Annotated in this window: 19 protein-coding genes and 1 tRNA gene; 4 read left to right on the top strand and 16 right to left on the bottom strand. The window is 44.9% G+C overall.

Going from position 1 to position 21883, the window contains the following annotated elements:
* Positions 1–120: 120 nt before the first annotated feature.
* Positions 121–1425 carry an amidohydrolase family protein gene (locus ACST14_RS08290; RefSeq protein WP_459462485.1) on the bottom strand — a complete coding sequence of 435 codons (1305 nt, stop codon included), beginning with the start codon at positions 1423–1425 and terminating at the stop codon, positions 121–123.
* 8 nt (positions 1426–1433) lie between these two features.
* Positions 1434–4448: an amidohydrolase family protein gene (locus ACST14_RS08285; RefSeq protein ID WP_459462483.1), complete on the bottom strand. Its 3015-nt coding sequence runs from the start codon at positions 4446–4448 to the stop codon at positions 1434–1436.
* A 44-nt stretch (positions 4449–4492) separates the two neighbouring features.
* Here ACST14_RS08285 and ACST14_RS08280 point away from each other — a divergent pair, with 44 nt between their 5' ends.
* Positions 4493–5140, top strand: a complete 648-nt coding sequence (locus ACST14_RS08280) for a hypothetical protein (RefSeq protein ID WP_459462481.1) — start codon at positions 4493–4495, stop codon at positions 5138–5140.
* Here the strand turns inward: ACST14_RS08280 and ACST14_RS08275 are convergent.
* From ACST14_RS08275 to ACST14_RS08230, 10 genes are all read right to left on the bottom strand, one after another.
* On the bottom strand, positions 5101–5496 hold the full coding sequence (locus ACST14_RS08275) for a helix-turn-helix domain-containing protein (RefSeq protein ID WP_459462479.1): 396 nt from the start codon (positions 5494–5496) through the stop codon (positions 5101–5103). The genes ACST14_RS08280 and ACST14_RS08275 overlap by 40 nt on opposite strands.
* Positions 5497–5500: 4 nt before the next feature.
* On the bottom strand, positions 5501–5833 hold the full coding sequence (locus tag ACST14_RS08270) for a type II toxin-antitoxin system HigB family toxin (RefSeq protein WP_459462477.1): 333 nt from the start codon (positions 5831–5833) through the stop codon (positions 5501–5503).
* Between the two features lie 161 nt (positions 5834–5994).
* Positions 5995–6756 carry a TylF/MycF/NovP-related O-methyltransferase gene (locus ACST14_RS08265; protein WP_459462475.1) on the bottom strand — a complete coding sequence of 254 codons (762 nt, stop codon included), beginning with the start codon at positions 6754–6756 and terminating at the stop codon, positions 5995–5997.
* A 169-nt stretch (positions 6757–6925) separates the two neighbouring features.
* A tRNA-Phe gene (locus ACST14_RS08260) sits at positions 6926–6998 on the bottom strand.
* A 99-nt stretch (positions 6999–7097) separates the two neighbouring features.
* Positions 7098–7973 carry a cysteine synthase CysM gene (gene cysM / locus ACST14_RS08255; RefSeq protein WP_459462473.1) on the bottom strand — a complete coding sequence of 292 codons (876 nt, stop codon included), beginning with the start codon at positions 7971–7973 and terminating at the stop codon, positions 7098–7100.
* Between the two features lies 1 nt (position 7974).
* Positions 7975–8778 carry a serine O-acetyltransferase EpsC gene (epsC, locus tag ACST14_RS08250; protein ID WP_459462471.1) on the bottom strand — a complete coding sequence of 268 codons (804 nt, stop codon included), beginning with the start codon at positions 8776–8778 and terminating at the stop codon, positions 7975–7977.
* Positions 8768–9787 (bottom strand): tRNA 2-selenouridine(34) synthase MnmH, encoded by a 1020-nt coding sequence (mnmH, locus tag ACST14_RS08245; RefSeq protein ID WP_459462469.1) that lies wholly within the window; start codon positions 9785–9787, stop codon positions 8768–8770. The genes epsC and mnmH overlap by 11 nt, the downstream gene beginning before the upstream one ends.
* Positions 9787–11259 (bottom strand): bacillithiol biosynthesis cysteine-adding enzyme BshC, encoded by a 1473-nt coding sequence (locus ACST14_RS08240; RefSeq protein WP_459462467.1) that lies wholly within the window; start codon positions 11257–11259, stop codon positions 9787–9789. The genes mnmH and ACST14_RS08240 overlap by 1 nt, the downstream gene beginning before the upstream one ends.
* Positions 11249–11728: an NADH-quinone oxidoreductase subunit A gene (locus ACST14_RS08235; RefSeq protein WP_459462465.1), complete on the bottom strand. Its 480-nt coding sequence runs from the start codon at positions 11726–11728 to the stop codon at positions 11249–11251. Before ACST14_RS08235 ends, ACST14_RS08240 begins: the two co-directional genes overlap by 11 nt.
* The gene (locus ACST14_RS08230) at positions 11725–12342 is read right to left on the bottom strand and encodes a DedA family protein (RefSeq protein WP_459462463.1); all 618 of its coding nucleotides are present in this window, start codon (positions 12340–12342) and stop codon (positions 11725–11727) included. Before ACST14_RS08230 ends, ACST14_RS08235 begins: the two co-directional genes overlap by 4 nt.
* 82 nt (positions 12343–12424) lie before the next feature.
* On the opposite strand from ACST14_RS08230, the gene ACST14_RS08225 reads away from it, so the two are divergent.
* Genes ACST14_RS08225 through ACST14_RS08215 form a run of 3 tightly spaced genes read left to right on the top strand, consistent with a single transcriptional unit; the run spans position 12425 to position 18366 of the window.
* Entirely contained in the window at positions 12425–12808 is a 384-nt protein-coding gene (locus ACST14_RS08225) for a hypothetical protein (RefSeq protein ID WP_459462461.1), read from the top strand.
* A 55-nt stretch (positions 12809–12863) separates the two neighbouring features.
* Entirely contained in the window at positions 12864–17255 is a 4392-nt protein-coding gene (locus ACST14_RS08220; RefSeq protein WP_459462459.1) for a CusA/CzcA family heavy metal efflux RND transporter, read from the top strand.
* Positions 17248–18366 (top strand): efflux RND transporter periplasmic adaptor subunit, encoded by a 1119-nt coding sequence (locus ACST14_RS08215; RefSeq protein WP_459462457.1) that lies wholly within the window; start codon positions 17248–17250, stop codon positions 18364–18366. Before ACST14_RS08220 ends, ACST14_RS08215 begins: the two co-directional genes overlap by 8 nt.
* Here ACST14_RS08215 and ispE read toward each other — a convergent pair.
* The 4 genes from ispE to ACST14_RS08195 are packed head-to-tail and all read right to left on the bottom strand — an operon-like array spanning position 18363 to position 21870.
* The gene (ispE, locus tag ACST14_RS08210) at positions 18363–19166 is read right to left on the bottom strand and encodes a 4-(cytidine 5'-diphospho)-2-C-methyl-D-erythritol kinase (RefSeq protein ID WP_459462455.1); all 804 of its coding nucleotides are present in this window, start codon (positions 19164–19166) and stop codon (positions 18363–18365) included. The two genes, ACST14_RS08215 and ispE, sit on opposite strands and share 4 nt — an antisense overlap.
* 1 nt (position 19167) lies before the next feature.
* On the bottom strand, positions 19168–20160 hold the full coding sequence (locus tag ACST14_RS08205) for a VWA domain-containing protein (RefSeq protein WP_459462453.1): 993 nt from the start codon (positions 20158–20160) through the stop codon (positions 19168–19170).
* Positions 20150–21004: a hypothetical protein gene (locus tag ACST14_RS08200; protein WP_459462451.1), complete on the bottom strand. Its 855-nt coding sequence runs from the start codon at positions 21002–21004 to the stop codon at positions 20150–20152. The genes ACST14_RS08205 and ACST14_RS08200 overlap by 11 nt, the downstream gene beginning before the upstream one ends.
* Entirely contained in the window at positions 21004–21870 is an 867-nt protein-coding gene (locus ACST14_RS08195) for a DUF58 domain-containing protein (RefSeq protein ID WP_459462449.1), read from the bottom strand. The genes ACST14_RS08200 and ACST14_RS08195 overlap by 1 nt, the downstream gene beginning before the upstream one ends.
* Positions 21871–21883: the final 13 nt, after the last annotated feature.

The following is a 21883-nucleotide window of genomic DNA, read 5'->3' as shown; positions in this document are numbered from 1 at the left end:
TCCACTTTATAAGTGAAGATTATGAAAACACTGATATTTGTGCGCAATGGCAGTTTATAAAAAGTCCTCAAAAGACAAAATCGGCTTTTGAGGACTTTTAAATCTAAACTTTAAGTCAAATTATTTAACGTTGTATTTGTACTTATAACGCTCAAATAATTGCGAATGCTTGTTATCTAAATTCAAAGCACGGCCCTGAATAAAGGCATGGGTTAATACGCTGGTTCGCATGTCTAACACATCGCCTGTGGAGATGATTACGTTTGCATCTTTTCCTGCTTCGATACTTCCGGTACGATCAGAAATGCCTAAGATTTTAGCAGCGTTTAAGGTGATGGATGATAAGGCTTCCTCCTTAGTTATTCCGTAAGCGGCCATGGTTCCTGCGTGGAAGGGAAGGTCGCGTTGACGCCAGTTTCCATCACTTCCTTCAAAGCCCATCGTGAAAATAACGCCTGCTTTCTGCAGCATACCAGGGGTTTTGTAGGGTTGATCTACGGCATCGTCTTCTGTAGCGGGTAGGCTATGGATTTCTCCCAAAATCACCGAAACTTTATTCTCCTTCAAAATGTCTGCAATCATCCAGCTGTCGGTGGCTCCTACGAGAACGAGTTTGAAATTGAATTCTTTGGCAAAATTAATCGCCGCCAGCATTTCCTTCACTAAATCGCAGTGAACGAAAAAGGGCTTGCTTCCGTCGAAAAGCCCTCTAGTGGCTTCGAACTTCAAGTTCGTGCTTGTATGCGTCTTCTCATTCAAATAGGCCTTCGCTTCGTGGAAAAAGGACCGCGCCTCTTCGAGGCGCGCTAATCCCGCTGCCACGGGATCCGCGTTCGCCCCCCTGCGTTGAAACGCAGCGGGCCGGTTAATCAAAGCCGGCATCTTAAAATGAATGCCATTATCCATCGCATAAGCTGCATCTTGCCAGTTCCAAGCATCGAGTTGCACGATACTAGATGAACCGGGGATCATTCCACCTTGTGGGGTGATTTGAGCTAATAAAATGCCGTTCGAACGCACCGTGTTAATGATTTTCGAATCGGTATTATAGGCTACAATCGAACGAATGTTCGGGTTCATTTCGCCTAGTTCCTCGATGTCGACGGTTGATTTCGTGGAAACGAATTCCACTAGACCTAAGCTCGAGTTAGAGGCGATTAAGCCCGGATAGACTTGCTTGCCTGTGGCATTAATGCGCTCCACATCCCCTGAAATAGTGACAGGAGTAGAGGAAACGGATTTGATTTTGCCTTTTTCGAGAACGAGTGTGCCGTTTTCGATGATGGTACCGTTCCCTACGTGGATTGTGCCGCCGCTGATGACGATGGTTTTGATTTGGGCAGGGGAAGGGTGCATAGTTTCTTGCGCGAATGCAGTTATTCCGCTAAGCACAAAGAAGAGTGTATATATGATCTGTTTTTTCATGTTGAATTTTAGTTTTCAGTGTTATCCCAACGGCTCGAAATACGGTCCCAAATGCTGTTGCCGTGGTGGTGATCCACCTCGCACTCGTTTTCCTCTTTGTAAGATGGAGTTGCAGGGCGAGTCGATGCGCCGCCTTTTTTCGCTCCGATCATCTTTTGGACTAAACGTTGTTTCTCTGCTTTCAATTCTGCTTGACGAATTAGATCCGCTGCACGATCGAAAACAACAGCGCCGTCTACGATGGTTTGCTCGGATTTAGCATAAATCGATAAAGGATTATCTGACCAAACCACGATATCCGCATCCTTGCCTTCCTTGATCGAACCGACGCGGTCAGCGACGTGCAACATTTTGGCAGGATTCAACGTCACCATTTTCAAGGCCTCCTCTTCCGACATTCCCGCATATTTCACCGATTTCGCTGCTTCTTGATTCAAACGACGGGCCATTTCCGCATCATCCGAATTAATCGCCACGTTCACGCCCGTCTTTTGCATCAAATACGCATTTTGTGGGATCGCATCTGTCACCTCCATTTTATAGCTCCACCAATCCGAGAACGTAGATGCCGCAGCACCATGTTTGGCCATAATATCAGCTACTTTATACCCCTCTAAAATGTGGGTAAATGTATTCACCGTGAAACCAAAATGATCTGCCACCTTCATCATCGCATTGATTTCGCTCTGAACATAGGAGTGACACGTGATGAAACGTTTGTGGTTTAAAATTTCGACCAAAGTCTCTAATTCTAAATCAATCCGCTTACCAGGACCTTGCTTTTCATAATCTTTTGCGCGAGTGAACGCATCCATCAACACCTGCTCCACTCCCATTCTTGAGTCTGGGAAACGTGGATTCGAGGTATTATAAGAACGTTTTACGTTCTCTCCTAGAGCGAATTTGATAAATGGATCCCAGTTCGCAAACTTCAATCCTTCCGCGTTAGCACCCCAACGCAACTTGAGTAATTGAGTTTGGCCACCAATCGTATTACAAGAACCGTGCAAAATATGGCTTGCCGTCACACCACCACTCAATTGACGGTAGATGTCAATATCATCTGGATCGATGACGTCTTGAATACGCACTTCAGCCGTTACGGATTGTGAACATTCGTTAATGCCACCGGTTCCAGCTATGTGTGAGTGCTCGTCGATGATACCCGCCGTAACGTGCTTGCCCGTTCCGTCGATCACGCGTGCCGAAGGATCTTTCAATCCTTTCCCAATCGCCGCAATTTTACCGTTCTTTAATAAAACGTCGCTACCTGTTAAAACGCCGGATTTTTCATTCGTCCAAACCGTCGCATTCTTGATCAAAATCGTCTCCGATGAAGCTGGCTTTGCCGTTCCGTAACCCGCAAATGGGAAAATAACGGACCCTAATTCTTCTTTCGACTCTTTCTTTGCTGCTTTTTTCGCAGTAGTATCTGCCGCAGTGACAACGATTGCATTTGCCTTCCACGAAACCCAGTCGCCGTTCGCTAATTGTCCCGTGCCGGTGAAGGTCGCATCCCCGAAAGTTCCGCTCAAGCTCGTACGCTTGCCTTTGTCCGCTTTCGATGAGAAGCTCAAGTTGATTAAGGATTCTTTTTGAGTGAAATCAACCGAAGTTGTATCTTTCGCTAACAACTGTACTTTATAGCCTCCTGGCTCACCAGAGATTCTCAAAGTCGCCTTGTTTGCGCCTAATTGTAAGTCATATTTTCCGGCCATTGAGCTCCATTGCTCTTTCGCAATCGAATATCCGTCCCCCTGAATCCAGTTCTCAATAATGCTCGTTTTATCAGCGAAGACCGGACCATTTGTGATCACGAAGTTGGCTAATTTCCCAGCATCAAGACTTCCGACCAGTTCAGAAACGCCTAAAATCGTAGCTGGTGTCGAAGTCAAAGCTTCTAAAGCCTTTTGCTCGCTCAATCCGTTTTGAATCGCTTTGCGGAGATTTGGCATAAAGCTACTTACGTCTTTCAAGCCATTGGCTGTTAAAGCGAAGTTTAAACCCGCTTTTTCGAAAGTAGCCGGATTCGTAGGAGCTAATTCCCAGTGTTTCATAACTGCCACGTTCACAAAACGCGCGTCCGTCGGATCTTCTAAATCCATCGCTTGTGGGAAGTCCAAAGGTAAAATGAAACTCGCCTTTGTCGCCTTCATCTCCTCGATGCGTTGGTATTCGTTACCGCTCGCTTTGATGATGTATTGAACGCCAAACTCGTCACCGATTTTGTCTGCGCGCAATACTGACCACTTATCGTTTACCTCGAAGATTTGTGGAAGGCTTTGGATCTCATTAAAAGAGGCCAAAGACAAATTCGTCCCCTCTTTCGCCGGCTTCGTTTTGTACCAAGCGGCATCTAGGAAGTTTTGGCGTAAAAGCGCAATCGAACCCATCAAAGAACCCGGATAATCCTGCGTGGATGAACCTTTATTCAAAGAATACTGCGCCGAAGCCTTTTCTTTCAATACGACTAAGTTTTCTCTCTGCTTCGCTAAGCTCACAAAAACGCCCGTTCCACGAGAAATCCCGTCCATCTGGTGCGTTAATACCGTGCCAAAGCCTAGCTTGCGCAATTCCTTCGCCTTCGCGTCATTCACCTCGAATAATTTCGCGTGAGAAACCTCCGATTTAATCGCCTGATTCCAAGAATAAGGGCCTTTTGTGTTGGAAATCATTTGGGACGGAGAACGGTAGTTTCCACCACCCGGAGACACCGCGTTCATTCCGTAATCACTGTAGATGTCGATGAAAGAAGGATAAATATATTTTCCGTTGCAGTCGATCACCACCGCGTCCTTAGGAATAATCGCTGTTCCGACTGATTCGATCTTGCCATTTTTAATGACCAAAGTCGCTTTCGTCAATGTTGTTTTAGCATCTTTCACGATTGTCGCGTTCGTGAAGGCATAATAGCCATTCGACGGACTCGCTACATCATTAATCGGGAAAGTGACCTGGGAGAATAGAGGGCTGCTCACGAGGAGGAACAGCGCTCCCAGCCAATAGGAGTAGATTTTTTTCATTCGTTGATTTATTGTTAGAATTTAAAGATAGAAATTTTTTTTCTTTGGCCTATCTTTGTCTACACATTTTGCCTAAGTCCATCATGAATACTGCTGAAACGATCGCTCATTTAGTCGCGAATCCTGAATCCCATGCCCGTTTTTTAAATACACTTTCCTTTATGGAAAATTCCGGCGCGCGCAAAATTTCTAAGTTTGAGCACAAAAAAGAAGTCAGCCTCCTCATCCTAAAGCACGCCGCGGAAGAACACCGCCACGCGTATTATCTAAAAAAGCAGATTAGTAAATTAGTTTCTTCTGGTTTCGAGACATACGACGATTCGTTTTTGATCAACCCGCGTTCCTCTCGTTTTTATTTAGATGTATTAGACTTGCGTGTCAGCCAATATGCGAAGAAAAAGCTCGGATTAAGCGGCTATGACGTTAAATGGGCGGCCTATTTATTAGTGACCTATGCGATCGAGTTACGGGCGGATGAACTGTATCCGATCTACCAACAAATCCTCACGGAAACCAAATCAAAGGTTCAAGTAAAATCCATCATCGTGGAAGAAGAGGGGCATTTAGCCGAAATGATTTCGCAATTAAAATCAACCTGGCCAGACTGGTCAACGCATGCCGCAGTGGCCGTTCAGATCGAATCTGAGCTATTTCAGGATTGGGTGAGTTCGCTTGTAGAGGAGGCAGCGTAAGGCCGATTAAAAGCCTCTTGCTGCATCTTAAATAGTTCTGCGATGGCACGAATCGTCTTTTTCGACATCCCTTTTTTGTATTTCAAGATATCGGAAATCAAGCCTTCGCTGACTTGTAGTTTACGGGCTAAATCCGCTGCTTTCATTTTGTGTTCTGCCAGCAAAGATTTTAATAGCTGAACCGGATCGAGGTTTCGAAAGTGACTATTTTGTTTATCGTAGGTCTCGATTAGTAAAGTCAAGAGGTTGATTTCATCTTGAATTTCAGGCGTAATAGGGGAACTAAAGACGAGTTTTTCGAGGACATCGCAGTAGTTTTCGTATAAGGTATCTGAGTCAATAACGCGGTATTTCATGCGATTAGTAGATGCTAATAGTGTATTGCAATCCTTTCGCGCAGAGCTTCGAGTAGTCTGCATGACTTCCTATCCAGCAGATGAATAGGTGGACCTGGGTTTCTCCAAATCCGTATTTACCAATAAGCCTAAATGGATTTCCCTTGATATTAAAAATCACGCGGCTCGATCCATTGCCCAGTAGGTCGCAGGAGGGAAAGGTAAATAAAATATCGTCTGGTTTCTCCCAATCCGCATTCCTGATTTTATCTACCCAATCTTCCAAGGGGAAATAGCAGTTCGTGTGATTAATCGAAAAAAGACAGATCGTCTTCTCTTTAATTAAATGGACTTTCATGGTGGTTAGGTGTTTTCTTAAAAACAAACCTAGCACTAATCCTTCACAAACATACCAATAAAACTTCACAAAACGTGAACTCTTCCCATTTTTATCAACAAACTTTTAATTTCTCCGCTCACCTTCAAACGTGTCGACCTTCGTTCCACAAGCGCATGATTTTATTTTTTTATCGCCAAACGGCCAGTATAGTCAATTCGCTGTAAGAAAATCGGAGTTTTTTGCTCTGCGAAATACTCGTCCACCGCTTTACGGCAGCCCTCCCAGTGGCCATAATCGTCGATGATCATAATGCCATTAGTGCTTAATGAGGGATATAAATGAATTAATTCGTGTTTCGTGGAGGTGTACCAGTCGGTATCTAAACGCAATAGGGCGATAGGACCTGCGGGAACTGTGACAGGGATCGTGTCTTCCACTTTGCCCTCAACATAATGGATGTTTGCTGAAGGAAAGGAGCTGTTTGACATCGTTAATTTGACGTCGTCTAAGTTTGCCAAACACCAAACCGAAGTCTCCTTCTTATCCTGTGTTTGCTCGAGCATTTGGTCGGCTTTTTGGCCCCTAAAATCTACATCCTCCGCCGTAGGTTCCGACATTCCCTCAAAGGTATCGTATAAGTATAAGTGGCGATCTTTCACCCCGCGGCTTGCCAAAACCTGCGCCACCAGGAGTGATGAACCACCCCTCCAAACCCCGCATTCCACGAAATCCCCTTTGATGTTTTGATCAATCACATAATTAGTCGCCTGATATAGCGCGAACATCCGCTCCACTGAAGTCATCGTATAGGGCTGACATTTCTCGTAAAAGCTCCAAAAGGTTTTGTCCTGAATATCCGCGTAAGGCCCAGCAGCGTTGCGATCAAATTTAGTGACTTTGTAACCGAAAGTTTCAATGAGGTTTAATAGGAATTTGCGCATAGGGGGTAATTTCTCCTAAAAATAGTAAAAATTTCGTGTTTTTGCTGTGAGTTGTTTTCAGGTATTGACAATATGTGTCAATAGCTAGAAATCGCAAACAGAGAATCACGCTAATTTCCCCTAAAACAAAAGACCCTAACATCGCTGCTAGGGTCTTTATTAATTGAAGTGGTAGATCCCGGACTCGAACCGGGGACACACGGATTTTCAATCCGATGCTCTACCAACTGAGCTAATCCACCTCAATTGCCCGCGTTAATCGGGAGTGCAAAAATAAGTAAAATTTTATTTAATCCCAATCTTGGGCTAAAAAAACCGAATAAATCTCGTAAGGAAGGGAATTATTCGCCGAATAGTCCACTCGACAAATAGCGATCTCCACGGTCGCAAATGATGCAGACGATGACACCTTCCTCTAACTCAGTAGCTAAGCGTAAACTGGCTAAAACGCCGCCGCCACTGCTCATGCCGCCGAAGACGCCTTCTACTTTAGCTAAAGCCCGAGTCATCGCGGTGGCATCTGCTTCGGAGATGTCCATGATGCGGTCCACGCGGGAGGGATCAAAGATTTTGGGGCGGTATTCGATGGGCCAACGGCGGATACCGGGGATTTTCGAGCCGTCTGTGGGCTGGCAACCGATGATTTGGATCAAAGGATTTTGTTCCTTTAAATACATCGAAGTGCCCATAATGGTGCCGGTCGTTCCCATCGAGGCGACGAAATGAGTGATTTGGCCAGCCGTATCACGGTAGATTTCGGGACCCGTTGTTTTGTAATGGGCCAAATAATTATCTGGATTTTCGAATTGATTCAGCATAAAAAACTCGCCAGACGCCGCTTTTTCGACAGCATAGTCGCGAGCGGATTCGATCGTTTCGGTTAAGGTAACTGTAGCGCCAAAAGCCTCCATCGTCAGCACGCGTTCGCGCGTGGAATTCGATGGCATGGCTAATTCGATTTCGATGTCATATAAACGAGCGATCATCGCAAGCGCGATCCCCGTATTTCCGGAAGTGGCTTCGATGAGCTTCATCCCAGGCTTTAATTCGCCGCGTGCGATGGCGCCTTCGATCATGCTTTTAGCGGCACGGTCTTTGACCGAACCTCCTGGATTATTCCCTTCTAATTTCCCAAAAATCTTCACCTTCGGGTTCGGGTTCAAGCGAGATAATTCAACTAAGGGAGTATTTCCGATTAATTCTAGTAGCTGGCTCATATTAATCTTGGATGACTTTGACGGTTTCTTGGTGGTATATCTTGGTATTCGCAGGAACACTTCGTGTTAACCAGACATTTCCGCCTATGACGGAGCCTTTTCCTACAACGGTATCACCCCCTAAAATGGTGGCTCCGGAATAGATCACTACGCCGTCTTCGATGGTCGGGTGGCGCTTCGTAGAGGCCATCGATTTATCAACTGAGAGGGCACCTAAAGTGACTCCTTGGTACAATTTTACGCGTTCGCCTATCACCGTTGTTTCGCCTATGACGATTCCCGTGCCGTGATCCATGAAGAAATAGCGACCGATGCTGGCGCCGGGGTGGATGTCGATACCTGTTTTGGAATGCGCATATTCGGTCAAAATCCGAGGAATCAAGGGCACTTTCTCCTGGTGCAATCCATGCGCTAAACGATAGAAAGCAAGGGCATAAAAGCCAGGATACGTACGGATAACTTCATAGGAAGTCGTCGCCGCCGGATCACCCGCGACCATTGCCTCTACATCGGTTTGCAATAAATCATATATTGACGGAATGCGGTCCAAAAAGCGCTGCGAAATGACTGCGGGCTCTTCCGAAAGTTGATCTTTCATCGAATGCAATAGACTTTCTAACCCGTTTTCAATACTTTCCCAAACAGCTTTCAACTCTTCCGGTTTGGAAAAATGTTTACGCGTTTGTTCTGGGAAAAGCGTCAAAACAATTTTCGTAAATAGCTTCATAATGTCAGAGGTCGCCGGAAATGGGGGCGTCTGCTGATGTTGCGTTAAAATATGGCTTAAAAATTCCTTAGGTAGCATGTGTTAAAAGTAATTCGGTTTGTTCGATCGGGTCCAAAGTGCGGACCTCGATGCGCGTAATTTGTGATTCGTTTCTTTGTTCCAAGCCATACATATAGGCCTTGTCGTAGTAATGGAGGGTGATTTCTGCGACTAAACTGAAATCCCCGGCCTCCAGTGCTTCCATCGCGATGGCGTAGCGGTCCAGGCCTAAGCGTTTTTTTATTTTGTCCAAAGCCGTAGCTAAATCCTCTTTCGGATACGACGCATATACGTGTACTAAATGAGGTAAACGGTAGATGGCTTCAATGTCTAAAAATACGACAGGCGCTTCTCGCAGCTGATTATACAGCGGCGCACTCATAAATACCTTGCCTATGTGGCGACTTTCATCCTCCACCCAAATCTTTTGGCTATAATCAAAACCGTTTAAAACGCGGTAAACTTCATTCTCAAAATGCTCACTCGTGGGCTGTTCCGCCAGTCCTAAATGACCAAAAGCCGAACCGCGGTGGTGTGCCAAGCCCTCTAAATCCAAAACTTGTTCGCTTCTTTTGGCTAATTCATGCAGGATTTCTGTCTTTCCTGACCCCGTTTTCCCGCCTAAAACGCGGAAGGGAATAGGCCTTTCGAAAATGTCCAAGACCTCATTTCGGTAGGCCTTATAGCCTCCTACGAGTATTTTTACCTGTAATCCAGCCGTCTCAAAAAGCCAGGACATACTACCTGAGCGCATTCCTCCGCGCCAGCAATGAACTAATACGGTATTATCGACAGCCACTTTTTTCGCCGCTTTCACCCATTTAGCGAGTTGCGGCCCCACTATTTCCAGCCCTAATTCAATCGCTTTATCTTTCCCCTTTTGTTTATAACAAGTTCCTACCTCCGCGCGCTGTTCATCATCAAAAATAGGGAACGAAATGGCACCCGGAATCCGAGCCCGCGCGTATTCGCCAGGTGATCGTACATCGAGCACCGGATACATTTTTGCGGCTTCGAGGAAGTCTGATGGACTAAGTTTTTCGGGCATTATAGGGTTATTTCGTAGAATTCGAAGTGTAATGGATCGAATGTCTGGAGTAAATCAGTAATAAAATGAGGGTGATCGCTGGCGAATTCGAGGAAATTCGTGTGTCTTTCTTGCCACTCGCCATCCGGGAATAGGGTTTCTTTCAAGGCCAAAACCTGCCTCACTTCATCCCCTTGATTCCGCTCTTCCGCGCGCTTCATTTTCTTCGCTAATCGCTCTAACCCTTTCGTCCAACGTGCCTGTTCGGCTAAAACGCTGGCTTCTAAGGTTGAATCGATGGACTTTGCCCTTTCCGCGAGAGAAGCTAGTATAGGTTGCAAAGCCTTTAATTCTGAGGCAGTATCTAGTACATGTTCCGTACGACCCGCCACAAAATCGCGGCGAAGCTCTAACTCATTCTTAAACAAATCCGCCAAACTTAATCCGAGTTTCTCTGCTCTATCTGCCTGTTTCTGCGTCTTTACGATGGCAAAATTTCGTGGCAATAAGATAGGGAATGGAATTTGGTGTAAATCGAAAATGCCCTTTAGCTGCAACCAATAAGCGACCTCCGCCGGCCCACCGATGTAGGCAAGGTTAGGCAAAATAACTTCTTGGTATAAGGGACGTAAAATCACATTCGGACTTGCATCTGTTATCTCGACGAAATCCCCTTTTTCTAATCGCACGCGATCATTTGCCGTCAAGCGGAAAAGGTTCACCGGACGCGCCGAAACCTGAGTTTTATAACCTAAAACCTCTAATTTTTCTGTGGTCGCACGCACGATTGGTTCGTGCACCTGTTGCTTTAAATCCGCCTCCATGATGGGAGCGAAAATCGACTTTAACCGCGCATCATCTGCATCTAAACAAACTAAACCTTCAGCGCCAAAAAGCGCGTGCATATACATTCTCACTGCTTCAGAAAGCGTTTTACCTTCGGAATAAGCCTGATCGAAAATTTCGTTTCTTAACGGTATACGTGGAAAATCACTTAGCTGAAAGCGACCGACGGCACCTTTTTGGGACGTATTCCATTCATATTTCGTCCCAAAAGCAAAGAAATGATTAATCTCCTCAAAATCGTGGTCCTCCGTTGCCATCCAATAGACTGGGATAAATCGCTGAGAGGGATAGGCCGCGCGAAGTGCTCTAGCTAAATTAATCGTCGAGACTAACTTATATATCACATAAAGCGGACCCGTATAGATATTTAATTGATGTCCCGTCGTCACCGTAAAGGTGTTCTCATCCCGTAAATCAACGGAAGGCATCTCCACTCCGATAGCTGTGTATTGCTCTGTTAAAACGGTCTGCAAAACCACTCGCGAAGAAGTAGGAAACCCTTTTTTATCTGAAATTTGCTCTTTGAACTTTGCAATTTGAGGAGCATTCCCATAAAACTCTTTCAACGCCGGCTTTTCTGCTAAATAATCCAGTAGCAAAGAAGAAAAAGCGTTTAATGAAGAGAAATTATGCGTTTTATGAGACATTTTTGGCGGAGGAATGTTTCGTTCTAATGTTATCGTAAACACCATCAGGAATGGGAATGTTCAATTTCTCGGCTGAACTTTCTGGCTTTTCCCAGTTCAAATAACCCTTCACCCAAGCGAAAGCTAAACCTAGTGCCAGAATTCCCACGAATAATAAAATCTCCACTACGGCATATAAGGGAAATTCCGGTGCGGCATCTGCTAGCTCTTTGTTTCGCAATAATGTTGCCGTGGGAAACAAGAAAACTAATTCAATTTCGAAAAGCACGAACAAGAGTGCGATAACATAAAATCGGGGATTGAAACGGACATTCGCATTTCCTACAGGAGCTTCACCCGATTCATAGGTGCTTAATTTCTCGACATTAGGACGATTAGGTCGAATGAATCGGGCAAGCATCAGAATCAAGCCTAGGAATAGAATCCCAGCCCCTAAAAATGCCGCTACATAGCCAAATTGCTCGATCATTGTTTCAATTTCAAATATCCTTTGATCACCGTATACGTCGTGATAGCCAGGAAGAATATAATGATGTATTGTACGTAGTTGATGATGCCGGGAAAATTTTGGCCTAAATAATAACCTCCCGTCACCAGAATACCTACCCACATAGCGGCTCCCACTACATTTAGTAGGATAAATTTATACCAAGATAAGTGGCTAATTCCGGCTAAAATGGGCGTAAAGGTGCGCACGATGGGCAAAAAGCGACTGATTACTAGCGCCATAAAACCGTATTTATCGAAGAATTCCCGTGTCGACTCCAAGTGTTTTTTCTTATAATACCAGCCATCTGGCCTGCTCATTAGCGATTTTCCGAAAAAACGTCCGCTTAAATAACCCACCAGTGAACCGATGACGGCGGCCGCGAAAATACTTAGCAATAACGTGCTTAAAGGCTCTTTTAGCACTCCTGTGCCGCCAAAAACCCCTGTCAAAAACAACAAATAATCGCCAGGAAGGAAAAATGCGAAAAACAGGCCATTCTCAGCAAAAACAATCAGGGTAATTACTAGTAATCCGGAGCGGATAATAGTTTCAGAATCAGTGAGCTGATGCCACAAAAGATTTATTTCATCCATGATTTAGGCCTACATTCCATCTTAAATTAAAATGAAAACATAAATATGGGTGAAAAATTCGAATTTTTGTTACATTTGGGGGATGAAAAATGTCCTTGCATACGTTCTTTTTGTGATTATGTTCACTGGCGGCTTATTGCCCAAGGTGGGTATGGAGCAAGCCATTAAGGCGAACGAATTAGTAAAACATTTTCAGGATCACAAGAAACAAGCTCCGGCAGGTTTCAGTTTTACAGACTTCCTTTGGATGCATTATGCTGCTGATTCGAAGCATGCAAAATCAACTAGTCATCCGAGTTTACCTAGTTTCGATTTCTCAGGTGCGATGGGCTTTGTGCTTCCAGTTGCTTCCTTGTTCTTTATCTGTGCTGCTGGCTTGATTATCACCCGCCGTCGTTCAGAATTCTACGAAAATAATTACTATTTTTCTATGGAGCGTGTTTTAATCGCGCCTCCCCGATTTTAAATTACGCCTACAGTCACGGTTTGTACCGTTCATGTAAATGCTTAATTTTAAAATCATGATTAATTCCATTATCAATTTTAGTATACGCAATAAATTAGTGGTGGGGCTTTTTGTCCTGGGACTGATTTTTTGGGGAGGATATTCGTTGAGTAAATTGCCAATCGATGCCCTTCCAGACATTACGTCGAACCAAGTTCAGGTGATTACCCAATCGCCGGCGTTGGCAACTTCAGAGGTCGAAAAATTCATTACGTATCCGCTGGAAATCTCCTTACGGACTATCCCGAATGTAAAAGATATCCGCTCGATTTCTCGGATGGGTTTATCTATTATCACCGTCGTTTTTGAAGATGAGGTCGCCACGGAGGTGACCCGGCAGCAGGTCGCGGAAAAATTAAAGGCCGCGGAACCTTATTTATTGCAAGGCGCTGGAGTGCCCGAAATGGCACCTATTACAACGGGTTTAGGGGAGTTTTTTCAATACTCTTTAGTCGTTGACCCCGCATTTAAGGACCAATATTCGCTGTCGGATTTGCGGACCTACCAGGATTGGTTGATTAAACGCCAGCTTTTGGGGATCAAAGGCGTGGTGGAGGTTAGCTCTTTTGGTGGTAATGTGAAACAATATGAGGTGGCGGTAGATCCGGAGCGTTTGCGCGCGATGAATGTGAGCGTGAACGAAGTTTTCAAAGCCATTCAAATCAATAATTCCAATTCCGGCGGTAGCTATCTAGAAAAAGGGACGGACGCGTATTTTATTCGTTCAGAAGGAATGCTGACTTCCTTAGAGGATATTGAGAATACGGTAGTATCCCAAAGAGGCGAAGCCGGGCTACCCATCTTGGTGAAAGATGTGGCGAAAGTAGGTTTTGGGAAGGCGGTGCGATATGGTGCGATGACCCGTAATGGCGAAGGCGAATCTGTAGGAGCCGTCATGTTATTGTTAAAAGGAGCAAACGCGAATCAAGTCGTGCAGGACGTTAAAGTTCAGCTAGACATTATTGGTAAAACCTTGCCGCAGGGAATTCACATCGTACCCTATTTAGACCGCAGTGTCCTAATTGGCCGCGCCATTAATACGGTGGAGAAGAACCTGATCGAAGGGGGATTAATCGTTGTATTTATTTTGATTTTATTATTAGGAAACTGGCGTGCCGGCTTGATTGTGGCCTCGGTGATTCCGTTAAGTCTTTTATTTGCCTTTGTACTGATGCACATTTTCGGTGTGTCGGCGAACCTGATGAGTTTGGGGGCGATTGATTTTGGCCTGATTGTAGACGGCGCCGTCATCATCGTGGAATCCATTATACATAGGCTCCATAGCCATCGAAAGGGCGAGGAATTAAGCCAGCATGCGATGGATGAGGAAGTGGGGATTTCTGCCAAAGCCATTTTCGGATCCGCTGCCTTCGGGGTCATCATCATTTTGATTGTTTACCTGCCCATTATGGCTTTAGGAGGAATCGAAGGAAAGATGTTTAGGCCGATGGCTCAAACGGTGAGTTTCGCCATCTTTGGCGCCTTGATCTTATCGTTGACCTATGTCCCGATGATGACTGCCTTGTTTCTGAACAAGAAAATCAGTCATGATCTGACCATTGCTGACCGCATCATGGGCTTTTTGTACCGTGGCTATCAACCTATCATCCACTGGGCTTTGAAGCAACGCAAGGCAGTGATATTAGCGGCTTTTGGTCTATTTTCTGCTAGCATTATGCTCTTTATGACTTTAGGCGGGGAGTTCATTCCGGAACTGAATGAAGGCGATTTCGCGGTCGAAACGATTTTACCTACGAATGCGTCTTTGTCCCAAAGTATCAAAGTGAACACCGCCGCTCAAGCCATGTTATTGAAGAAATTTCCAACAGAAATCAATCAAGTGGTATCCCGCATAGGAGCGTCTGAAATCCCAACGGACCCCATGGGGATCAATTCCTGTGACTTGATCATTCAATTGAAGGATCCATCTGAATGGAAGAATGCGAAGACGATGGAAGAGCTAGAAGAGAAGATGGATAAGGAATTAGATGCTTTTCCAGAAGTAAGTTTCGAATTCACACAACCCATTCAGATGCGTTTTAACGAATTAATTGCAGGGGTGAAGTCGGATATTGCGGTGAAGATTTTTGGAGAAGATCTACAAGAATTATTTGATCATGCGACCGAAGCGTCCCGTTACATCCGTCAAATCGATGGCGTAGGCGACATTAAAGTCCAACAAATCGATGGCATTCCACAACTTGTCGTGAAATACAATCGCGTGAAGATGGCGCAATATGGTTTAAATGTAAACGAAGTAAATTCGGCTATCAAAATGACCTTTGCGGGAGAAACCGCTGGAATCGTGATGGAAGGGGAGAAACGCTTTGATTTAGTCGTGCGGATGGATTCGGTGCATCGCCAAGACATTCAAAATTTACGCGAATTGTACATCGACTTGCCATCCGGCTCACAAATTCCACTTCAAGAGGTGGCGGACGTGAATTATGAGAATGCACCTTTAGAGATTTCCCGTGATAATACGCACCGCCGAATTACCATCGGTATCAATGTGCGGGGTCGTGATGTGGAAAGTGTCGTAGCTGATATCCAAAAAGTCATGAAGAACAAGATTACTTTGCCTGCCGGTTATTATGTGACCTATGGTGGAACGTTTGAAAATTTACAAGCAGCAAAATCGCGTTTAGCACTAGTAGTGCCTATCGCCCTCGCCCTGATTTTTGTGTTGTTATTCTTTACTTTCCAATCCTTCTTAGAAGCGGCCATCATTTATTTGGCGATTCCTTTATCGGCGATCGGTGGTGTCGTGGCGCTTTGGCTCAGAGGAATGCCCTTCTCAGTTTCGGCGGGGATTGGTTTTATCGCCTTGTTTGGTGTCGCGGTTTTGAATGGAATCGTGCTCCTTTCCTACTTTAAGCAATTATCTGAGGAAGGATTAGGCGTGGAAGAACGCTTGAAGAAAGGCTTGGAATTGCGTTTCAGACCCGTGATTATGACGGCGGCTGTGGCCTCTTTAGGTTTCTTGCCGATGGCGCTTAGTCACTCGCCGGGTGCTGAGGTGCAACGTCCTTTAGCCACGGTCGTTATCGGTGGTTTGATCACCGCCACTTTCTTAACGCTAGTCGTTATTCCGGTCGTATACTCAATCGTCATGGGCCGCAGAGAGCAGAAGCAGAAGGCCAAAGGATTAGGGATGATTGTTTTATTTATTTTACTATCCTTTACTTCATTTGCAGTGACTAAGACGAAGTCGACTAAGTCGCACAGCGACGACCCACTGCCCACTGTCGACTGCCCACTGCCCACTGCCGGCTCTGCCCGTCTCTCTTTAAGGAGCTGCCTCTCCCTCGCCTCCACACGCAACGCCCTCCTTGCCACCGGCATCGCCGACGTTAAAACCGCGGAGGCCTTTATCAATTCTGGTAAAGAATTACCGAAGAGTACGGTGGATGCACAGTACGGAAAGACACAGACTTCTTCTAGTCAGGATTATACGTTGATGGCGTCCCAAAGTATTCCTTGGCCTACACTATTGAGGGCACAGGTGAAGGCTTTGACTTCAGCCAAAGTATTGAGTGAAAAGCGTTTAAAAATCACCCAAAACTTAGTGGCTTCGAGTGTGAAATTCTATTATTATCAGATTTTGGCACAGCAAAAAAATCTATACTTTTTGCAATCGCAAGATAGTTTATACACGCAGATGAAGCGTGCGGCTACGATTAAGTTTCAACAAGGGGAGACGAATCGCCTCGAATTAATGGCGGCAGAAACTCGTTTGAGAGAGTTTCAACAGAAAAGAATCGCCTTAGAAGCTGATCAAAAAACAGCCTATCAAAACCTGGCTTATTGGATTAATGAACCCGGAGAATTTGAAATTGAAGGTAAGGAATCTCTGACAATGGAATCTGGAATGAACGGATTTGATCTGTCGAAAAATCCGACCATCGAACTTTTAGCCGAACAGGTGCAACATGGGAAATTGCTGACAGCAGTAGAACAGGAACGCTTGAAACCAGATTTGCGCTTTGGGATAACTTCTCAGAGTATAGAAAAGGTAGGGGGCCAAAACTTCGTTCAAGCCGGCCTTGCCATACCAATTTTTATGAAAGGGCAGAAAGCTAAAATCGCTTCAGCGAAATTACAAGAGGAGGCTTTTGTCAGTCAAAAAATTCAAACGGAATCGGCCTTGCAAACGGATTATAAAAACGCGGAGGCAGCGGTCGCAAAATACCAAGCGAGTTTGGTCTATTATACCACCACGGCACTACCTCAGGCGGCTTTATTAGAAAAGACAGCGTTGAAAAGTTACCAGCAAGGGGAAATCGAATACGTCGAAATGCTGCAAAATACGCAGCAAGCCTGGCAGATTCGAGAGAGTTATATTCAAGAAGTCAACGCCTACAACCAGGCGATTATCACACGTCAAACAATCATTGGAAATGAATAAGTTATTCACATACGCAGCCCTAAGCCTTTTATTCAGTTTAGTCTCTTGCTCGAAAAAGGAAGAAACGTCGAAAGAGACCCCGATGTCAGAAATTAAATTAACGGTGGACCAAAAAACGAATGCGGGAATCGAGTTCGGGGCTTTGGAAGAAAAAGATATGTCCACAGAAATAAAGTGCACGGGTGTGGTGGATGTGCCCCCCGTATCTTTAGCGTCCATTTCGATTCCGATCGCAGGTTACGTGAAGACCACCTATGAATTGCTTCCAGGAAAAAAAGTGTCTAAAGGCCAGGCCTTAGCGACTTTGACTTCGCTTGATTTTATCCAGATGCAGCAGGAATATTTACAAGCACTTTCATCTCAAACTTTTATGAGTTCGGAGAAATCGCGTCAACAGGTTTTGACAAATGAGGAAGTGGGGTCGAAGAAGAAGTTGCAGCAATCGGAAGCAGATTTAGGGAATGTCAATGCGCAGGTGAAGGCGCTAGGGCTGAAATTAGAGGTATTGGGCTGTGATCTAAAATCGCTGGCGAAGGGAAATATCTCCTCCGTTTTAACCTTGCGTTCGCCCATCGACGGCTATATTCAAGATCAATTTTTAGCAATTGGCAAATATGTGACTCCGTCTGATGTGTTAATTAAGGTGGTAGGTATGGAAGATAAGCACGTGGAATTGAAGGTGTTTGAAAAGGATTTGGGCAAATTAAAAATAGGCCAGATCATTGATTTTGAATCAGAAGGCCAAAAAGCCAAAGCAAAAATCTTCTTAATTGCTCCTCAAGTCGATTTAACGAATCGCACTACGTCTGTTCACGGACATTTCGAGAACAAAGCAGACGAAAAGAATTTCACAGTGGGTCAATTCGTGAGTGCGCGAGTGGAGGTAGGAACGCAAAAAATTCCTAGTATTCCGCAGGCGGGTTTGGCGCGCGTAGGTAAAGGCGGCTTCATATATGTGGAAATGACGAATGGAGTGATGGCGCAAATACCTGTGGAGATTATAAGTTCTACGCCGGAATTTGCGGGGATCAAATTATTGAAAGAACTCCCGGCCGGGAAATTAGTCATCAAGGGCGCCTCGGCTTTAGAGGCCATTTTTGCTAAAGATTAGTCTACTAATCCAGACCAAATCGTATAATCGGCCCATCCTGCAGGTGGGTCGATTTTTTTGTCAAAAATTCCAAAAATCGTCGATCCTGAACCGCTCATCGCCGCATAGCTAGCACCCAGCGCATACATTTCCTCTTTTAAAGAGGCTAAAATAGGATAATGAGGGAAGATACTTTTTTCAAAATCATTCGATATTATCTCTTTCCAACCCTCTTTCAAAATAGCCTTGCGCAGATCGACCGGAGCTTTTGCTGGCGTTACACCTGCATAGGCTTCCGCTGTGGAGATACCCACGGCAGGGTATAATAAAACGAGGAATTTGCCTTGTAGACTTGCATCTATCGGGCTCAGCACGTCCCCTTTTCCTTTCCCAAAAGCCGCCTGATTCGAAAGGAAAAACGCACAATCGCTGCCTAATTTTGCCGCATAAGGTTGCAACTCTTCGTTCGTCAATGGCAATTGAAATAAATCTCTCAATCCCATCAGTGTGAAGGCGGCGTCTGATGATCCTCCGCCTAAACCAGCTCCCATCGGGATGATTTTATGCAGGTGAATATGTACCGGAGGCATTTTATGCTCTTTTCGCAACAGTTGATAAGCCTTGTAGCAAAGATTATCTTCGATGGCTCCGGTAATCTCTAGTCCCGACGAGCTGAAACTGAATTCGTCTGATGGGCTGATCTCTAACACATCAGTCCAAGGCACCGGAAAGAAGCAGGTCTCCAAATCATGAAATCCATCCTTTCGTTTCTTCGTAATATATAATCCAATATTGATCTTCGCGTGCGGAAATAAAACCATATTAATCTTCTAAAGAGTTGCCTATCCAACTGAATCGAACCCACAGACTGATAAAGAACAGGATGAGGCTAATTTCTGCGAATAAATAAGAAAGGGAAATGTGTTCTTCCCAAGTAACCGTTTTCACAATGGAGGCTTCCATTTTATCAATTTCTTGGAAAATTTGTTGCAATGTTTGGCTATTTGTAGCCCTGAAAAACTTGCCCTTTGTGAGGCTAGCAATCTCTCGTAAGGTACTTTCATCAACGGGGTCAGTACTGGCTTGCAGGCTTCCCACCGCGATGGTATAGACTTTGATGTTAAAGTTTTTAGCTAGTTCTGCAGAGGTAACGGGGTCTAAATTTCCCGCCGTATTGTTTCCGTCAGATATAAGGATACTGATTTTCTTGGGGTTTTCGCTGTCGCGGATTTGGTTTATACACATCCCCAAAGCATCCCCCAAAGCCGTCCCTTCCTCCACAATTTGTTTCGTCTGAAATTGCCGTAATTGATGCAATAAAAAAGCCGTATCCGTTGTGATGGGGCTTGCTAAATAGGGCGCGCCTGCAAAGGCCACCAAAGCGATAGGATCGTGGCTGCGCTTACGAATGAAGGCTGTCCCCATCGTTTTAGCGGTCTCTAAACGACTAGGCGCGATATCCCGCGTCTGCATAGAAGAGGAAATATCTAAGGCTAGTGCGATATCGATACCCTCCACCTGTTTCTTTTGGTGCTTAATCACTCGGTAAGGTCCAGCCGCCACAATGATCAAAGACGAAATGCACAGCATCTGAATGACCATGGGTACATAGCTCAGCAACAAAGAAAGGCGATTTTGTTTCAGCGGAACCGATAATGACAATTCGAGACGCGGTCTATTTCCTCGCTGGCGAAGGTACTTAATAAAGTAAAGCAAAAACGGCCAAATCAAGCCATACAAAAACAAGCCATTCTCCCACTCAAAGGTGAAAAAAGCCTGTATTTGATGCCAGGAATAAAGCGGATTAAACTTCATTATTCTTGATTTTCTCTTGTGCTATTTCGTATAAATTTGTCGCTAATGCGTCTAAATATTGAACTGATTCCGTTGTTTTAGCGGAGAAATTCCCCCCATAAATCGCCGAATCTAATTCATTTAATACCTTTTCCATTGCCTCATCCGCTAAATTATCCAGCATCTCTTTCGAGGTAAAAGTGGTAAAGGGCAAATGGGTTAATTCCTCTAAATACTTCTTCCAGGCAGAAAAGGCCTTCTCTAAATTCGATAAACCCACCGGCGTGCCAGCCACCTGGCGCGTATAGCGTTGAAAAGTCCGCCTAAATTCCCGGCGTCGTCTCCACAATAAGTATCGCTGGAATAGTTTAGATATCGTTTTGCCAAAAATCCAATAAATCAAACCCACCAAAATCAACAAACTAATCCCTCCCGCAAACACATTTTTCAATTCTGTTTTCGGGCTGATAGGCTGTATGGGAATGCTTTGGTACAAAGAATCCAAATCTATCTGTTCCGGATGCGGCAGCAAACGTTTTAAATGAATGCTGTCCACGACGGGGTAAATAATCGTGCAATCCGGCTCTTGCAACAGGTAAATAGGAATTTGCAGTTTTTGAACCGGAGCTAAATTAAATAAGCGTAGGGTATATACGGCAGAATCCAAAGATCCGGAAGCCGTTGTTTTTGTCGCAAAGAACTCCCTTTTTACAGTTTCAAATGCCCCAAAATTGTGGTTCGCATTCGGAAAAAACACCTCTTGTCCTTTCGGGTGACGCACATACAAGGAATAGTGAATCGGCTGCCCTATGACAACGGAATCCTCCTGGAATTTTCCTTTTATGATGAATGGCGTCTCTTGCATTAGCGTCGGGCATTAAAAAGTTGCACTAATGACGGCACGAAATCCTCTCCAGAACGTAATTCCACGTAATCTGCATGCCATTTCTTGCACATTTCTTTCAATTCCCCACCTCGGTTTTTGACCTGCTGCTGGAGTAAATTTTTAAAAGATCGTCTAGACGTATTCACCCAAGTAGTCCGCTTACGCTCCGGGTCATAAATGGGAATGATGCCCATAGAAGGCAATTGAATCTCTTGTTTATCAAGGGCATGCAAGACCACTAAATCGTGTTTTAAAGCCGCCGCTCGCAATAAATCTTCGTAACCTTCGTCGATGAAATCAGATAAGACAAACAGTAAACTCTTCCGCTTCAAAGTCTGCAAGGCAAAGTTTAGTCCCGCTTTCAAATCCGTGGCCGTATTCTCCGGCTCCACCCGAAAAAGCTCTGAAATTACCTTATAGCCATGTTTTTTGCCCATCGCCGCTGGCATATATTTCTCGTTTTTATCGCTAAAGCAGACGAAGCCTAAATGACTTGCCTCTTGAATAGCCGCAAAGGCTAAAACTCCAGCGACTTCCTTCAAGGTTTTGATTTTACTATTCCCGCGTCTCCCCACAGAACCCGACGCACTTACGTCGATCAGGAAGAATACCGTTTGTTCTTTTTCCTCCTTAAATAGCTTCACGAAAGTACCATGGCCCTTCGACGAGGTGTTCCAATCAATGTGTCTCACGTCGTCTCCATAGTGGTATTGGCGTAGGTCACTAAACTCTAAGCCCGACCCTTTAAAGACGGAGGAGAAATTTCCATGCATTTGCGTGTTAATCGCTTTTCTAATGCGAATTTCCAGCTGAACGACATGTGTCAGGAAGGCTTTGATATCCATATCCACGAGACTA

It is taken from the genome of Aquirufa sp. A-Brett2-15D (assembly GCF_054558735.1).
The sequence above is the reverse complement of the archived record's forward strand: the minus strand, read 5'-3'. Positions and strand labels throughout refer to the sequence as shown.

What these genes read in the sequence shown, in the direction of transcription:
- ACST14_RS08290 (WP_459462485.1), bottom strand. Translation starts at nt 1,425, where the DNA reads ATGAAAAAACAGATCATATATACACTCTTCTTTGTGCTTAGCGGAATA.
- ACST14_RS08285 (WP_459462483.1), bottom strand. Translation starts at nt 4,448, where the DNA reads ATGAAAAAAATCTACTCCTATTGGCTGGGAGCGCTGTTCCTCCTCGTG.
- ACST14_RS08275 (WP_459462479.1), bottom strand. Translation starts at nt 5,496, where the DNA reads ATGAAATACCGCGTTATTGACTCAGATACCTTATACGAAAACTACTGC.
- ACST14_RS08270 (WP_459462477.1), bottom strand. Translation starts at nt 5,833, where the DNA reads ATGAAAGTCCATTTAATTAAAGAGAAGACGATCTGTCTTTTTTCGATT.
- ACST14_RS08265 (WP_459462475.1), bottom strand. Translation starts at nt 6,756, where the DNA reads ATGCGCAAATTCCTATTAAACCTCATTGAAACTTTCGGTTACAAAGTC.
- cysM (WP_459462473.1), bottom strand. Translation starts at nt 7,973, where the DNA reads ATGAGCCAGCTACTAGAATTAATCGGAAATACTCCCTTAGTTGAATTA.
- epsC (WP_459462471.1), bottom strand. Translation starts at nt 8,778, where the DNA reads ATGCTACCTAAGGAATTTTTAAGCCATATTTTAACGCAACATCAGCAG.
- mnmH (WP_459462469.1), bottom strand. Translation starts at nt 9,787, where the DNA reads ATGCCCGAAAAACTTAGTCCATCAGACTTCCTCGAAGCCGCAAAAATG.
- ACST14_RS08240 (WP_459462467.1), bottom strand. Translation starts at nt 11,259, where the DNA reads ATGTCTCATAAAACGCATAATTTCTCTTCATTAAACGCTTTTTCTTCT.
- ACST14_RS08235 (WP_459462465.1), bottom strand. Translation starts at nt 11,728, where the DNA reads ATGATCGAGCAATTTGGCTATGTAGCGGCATTTTTAGGGGCTGGGATT.
- ACST14_RS08230 (WP_459462463.1), bottom strand. Translation starts at nt 12,342, where the DNA reads ATGGATGAAATAAATCTTTTGTGGCATCAGCTCACTGATTCTGAAACT.
- ACST14_RS08225 (WP_459462461.1), top strand. Translation starts at nt 12,425, where the DNA reads ATGAAAAATGTCCTTGCATACGTTCTTTTTGTGATTATGTTCACTGGC.
- ACST14_RS08220 (WP_459462459.1), top strand. Translation starts at nt 12,864, where the DNA reads ATGATTAATTCCATTATCAATTTTAGTATACGCAATAAATTAGTGGTG.
- ACST14_RS08215 (WP_459462457.1), top strand. Translation starts at nt 17,248, where the DNA reads ATGAATAAGTTATTCACATACGCAGCCCTAAGCCTTTTATTCAGTTTA.
- ispE (WP_459462455.1), bottom strand. Translation starts at nt 19,166, where the DNA reads ATGGTTTTATTTCCGCACGCGAAGATCAATATTGGATTATATATTACG.
- ACST14_RS08205 (WP_459462453.1), bottom strand. Translation starts at nt 20,160, where the DNA reads ATGAAGTTTAATCCGCTTTATTCCTGGCATCAAATACAGGCTTTTTTC.
- ACST14_RS08200 (WP_459462451.1), bottom strand. Translation starts at nt 21,004, where the DNA reads ATGCAAGAGACGCCATTCATCATAAAAGGAAAATTCCAGGAGGATTCC.
- ACST14_RS08195 (WP_459462449.1), bottom strand. Translation starts at nt 21,870, where the DNA reads ATGGATATCAAAGCCTTCCTGACACATGTCGTTCAGCTGGAAATTCGC.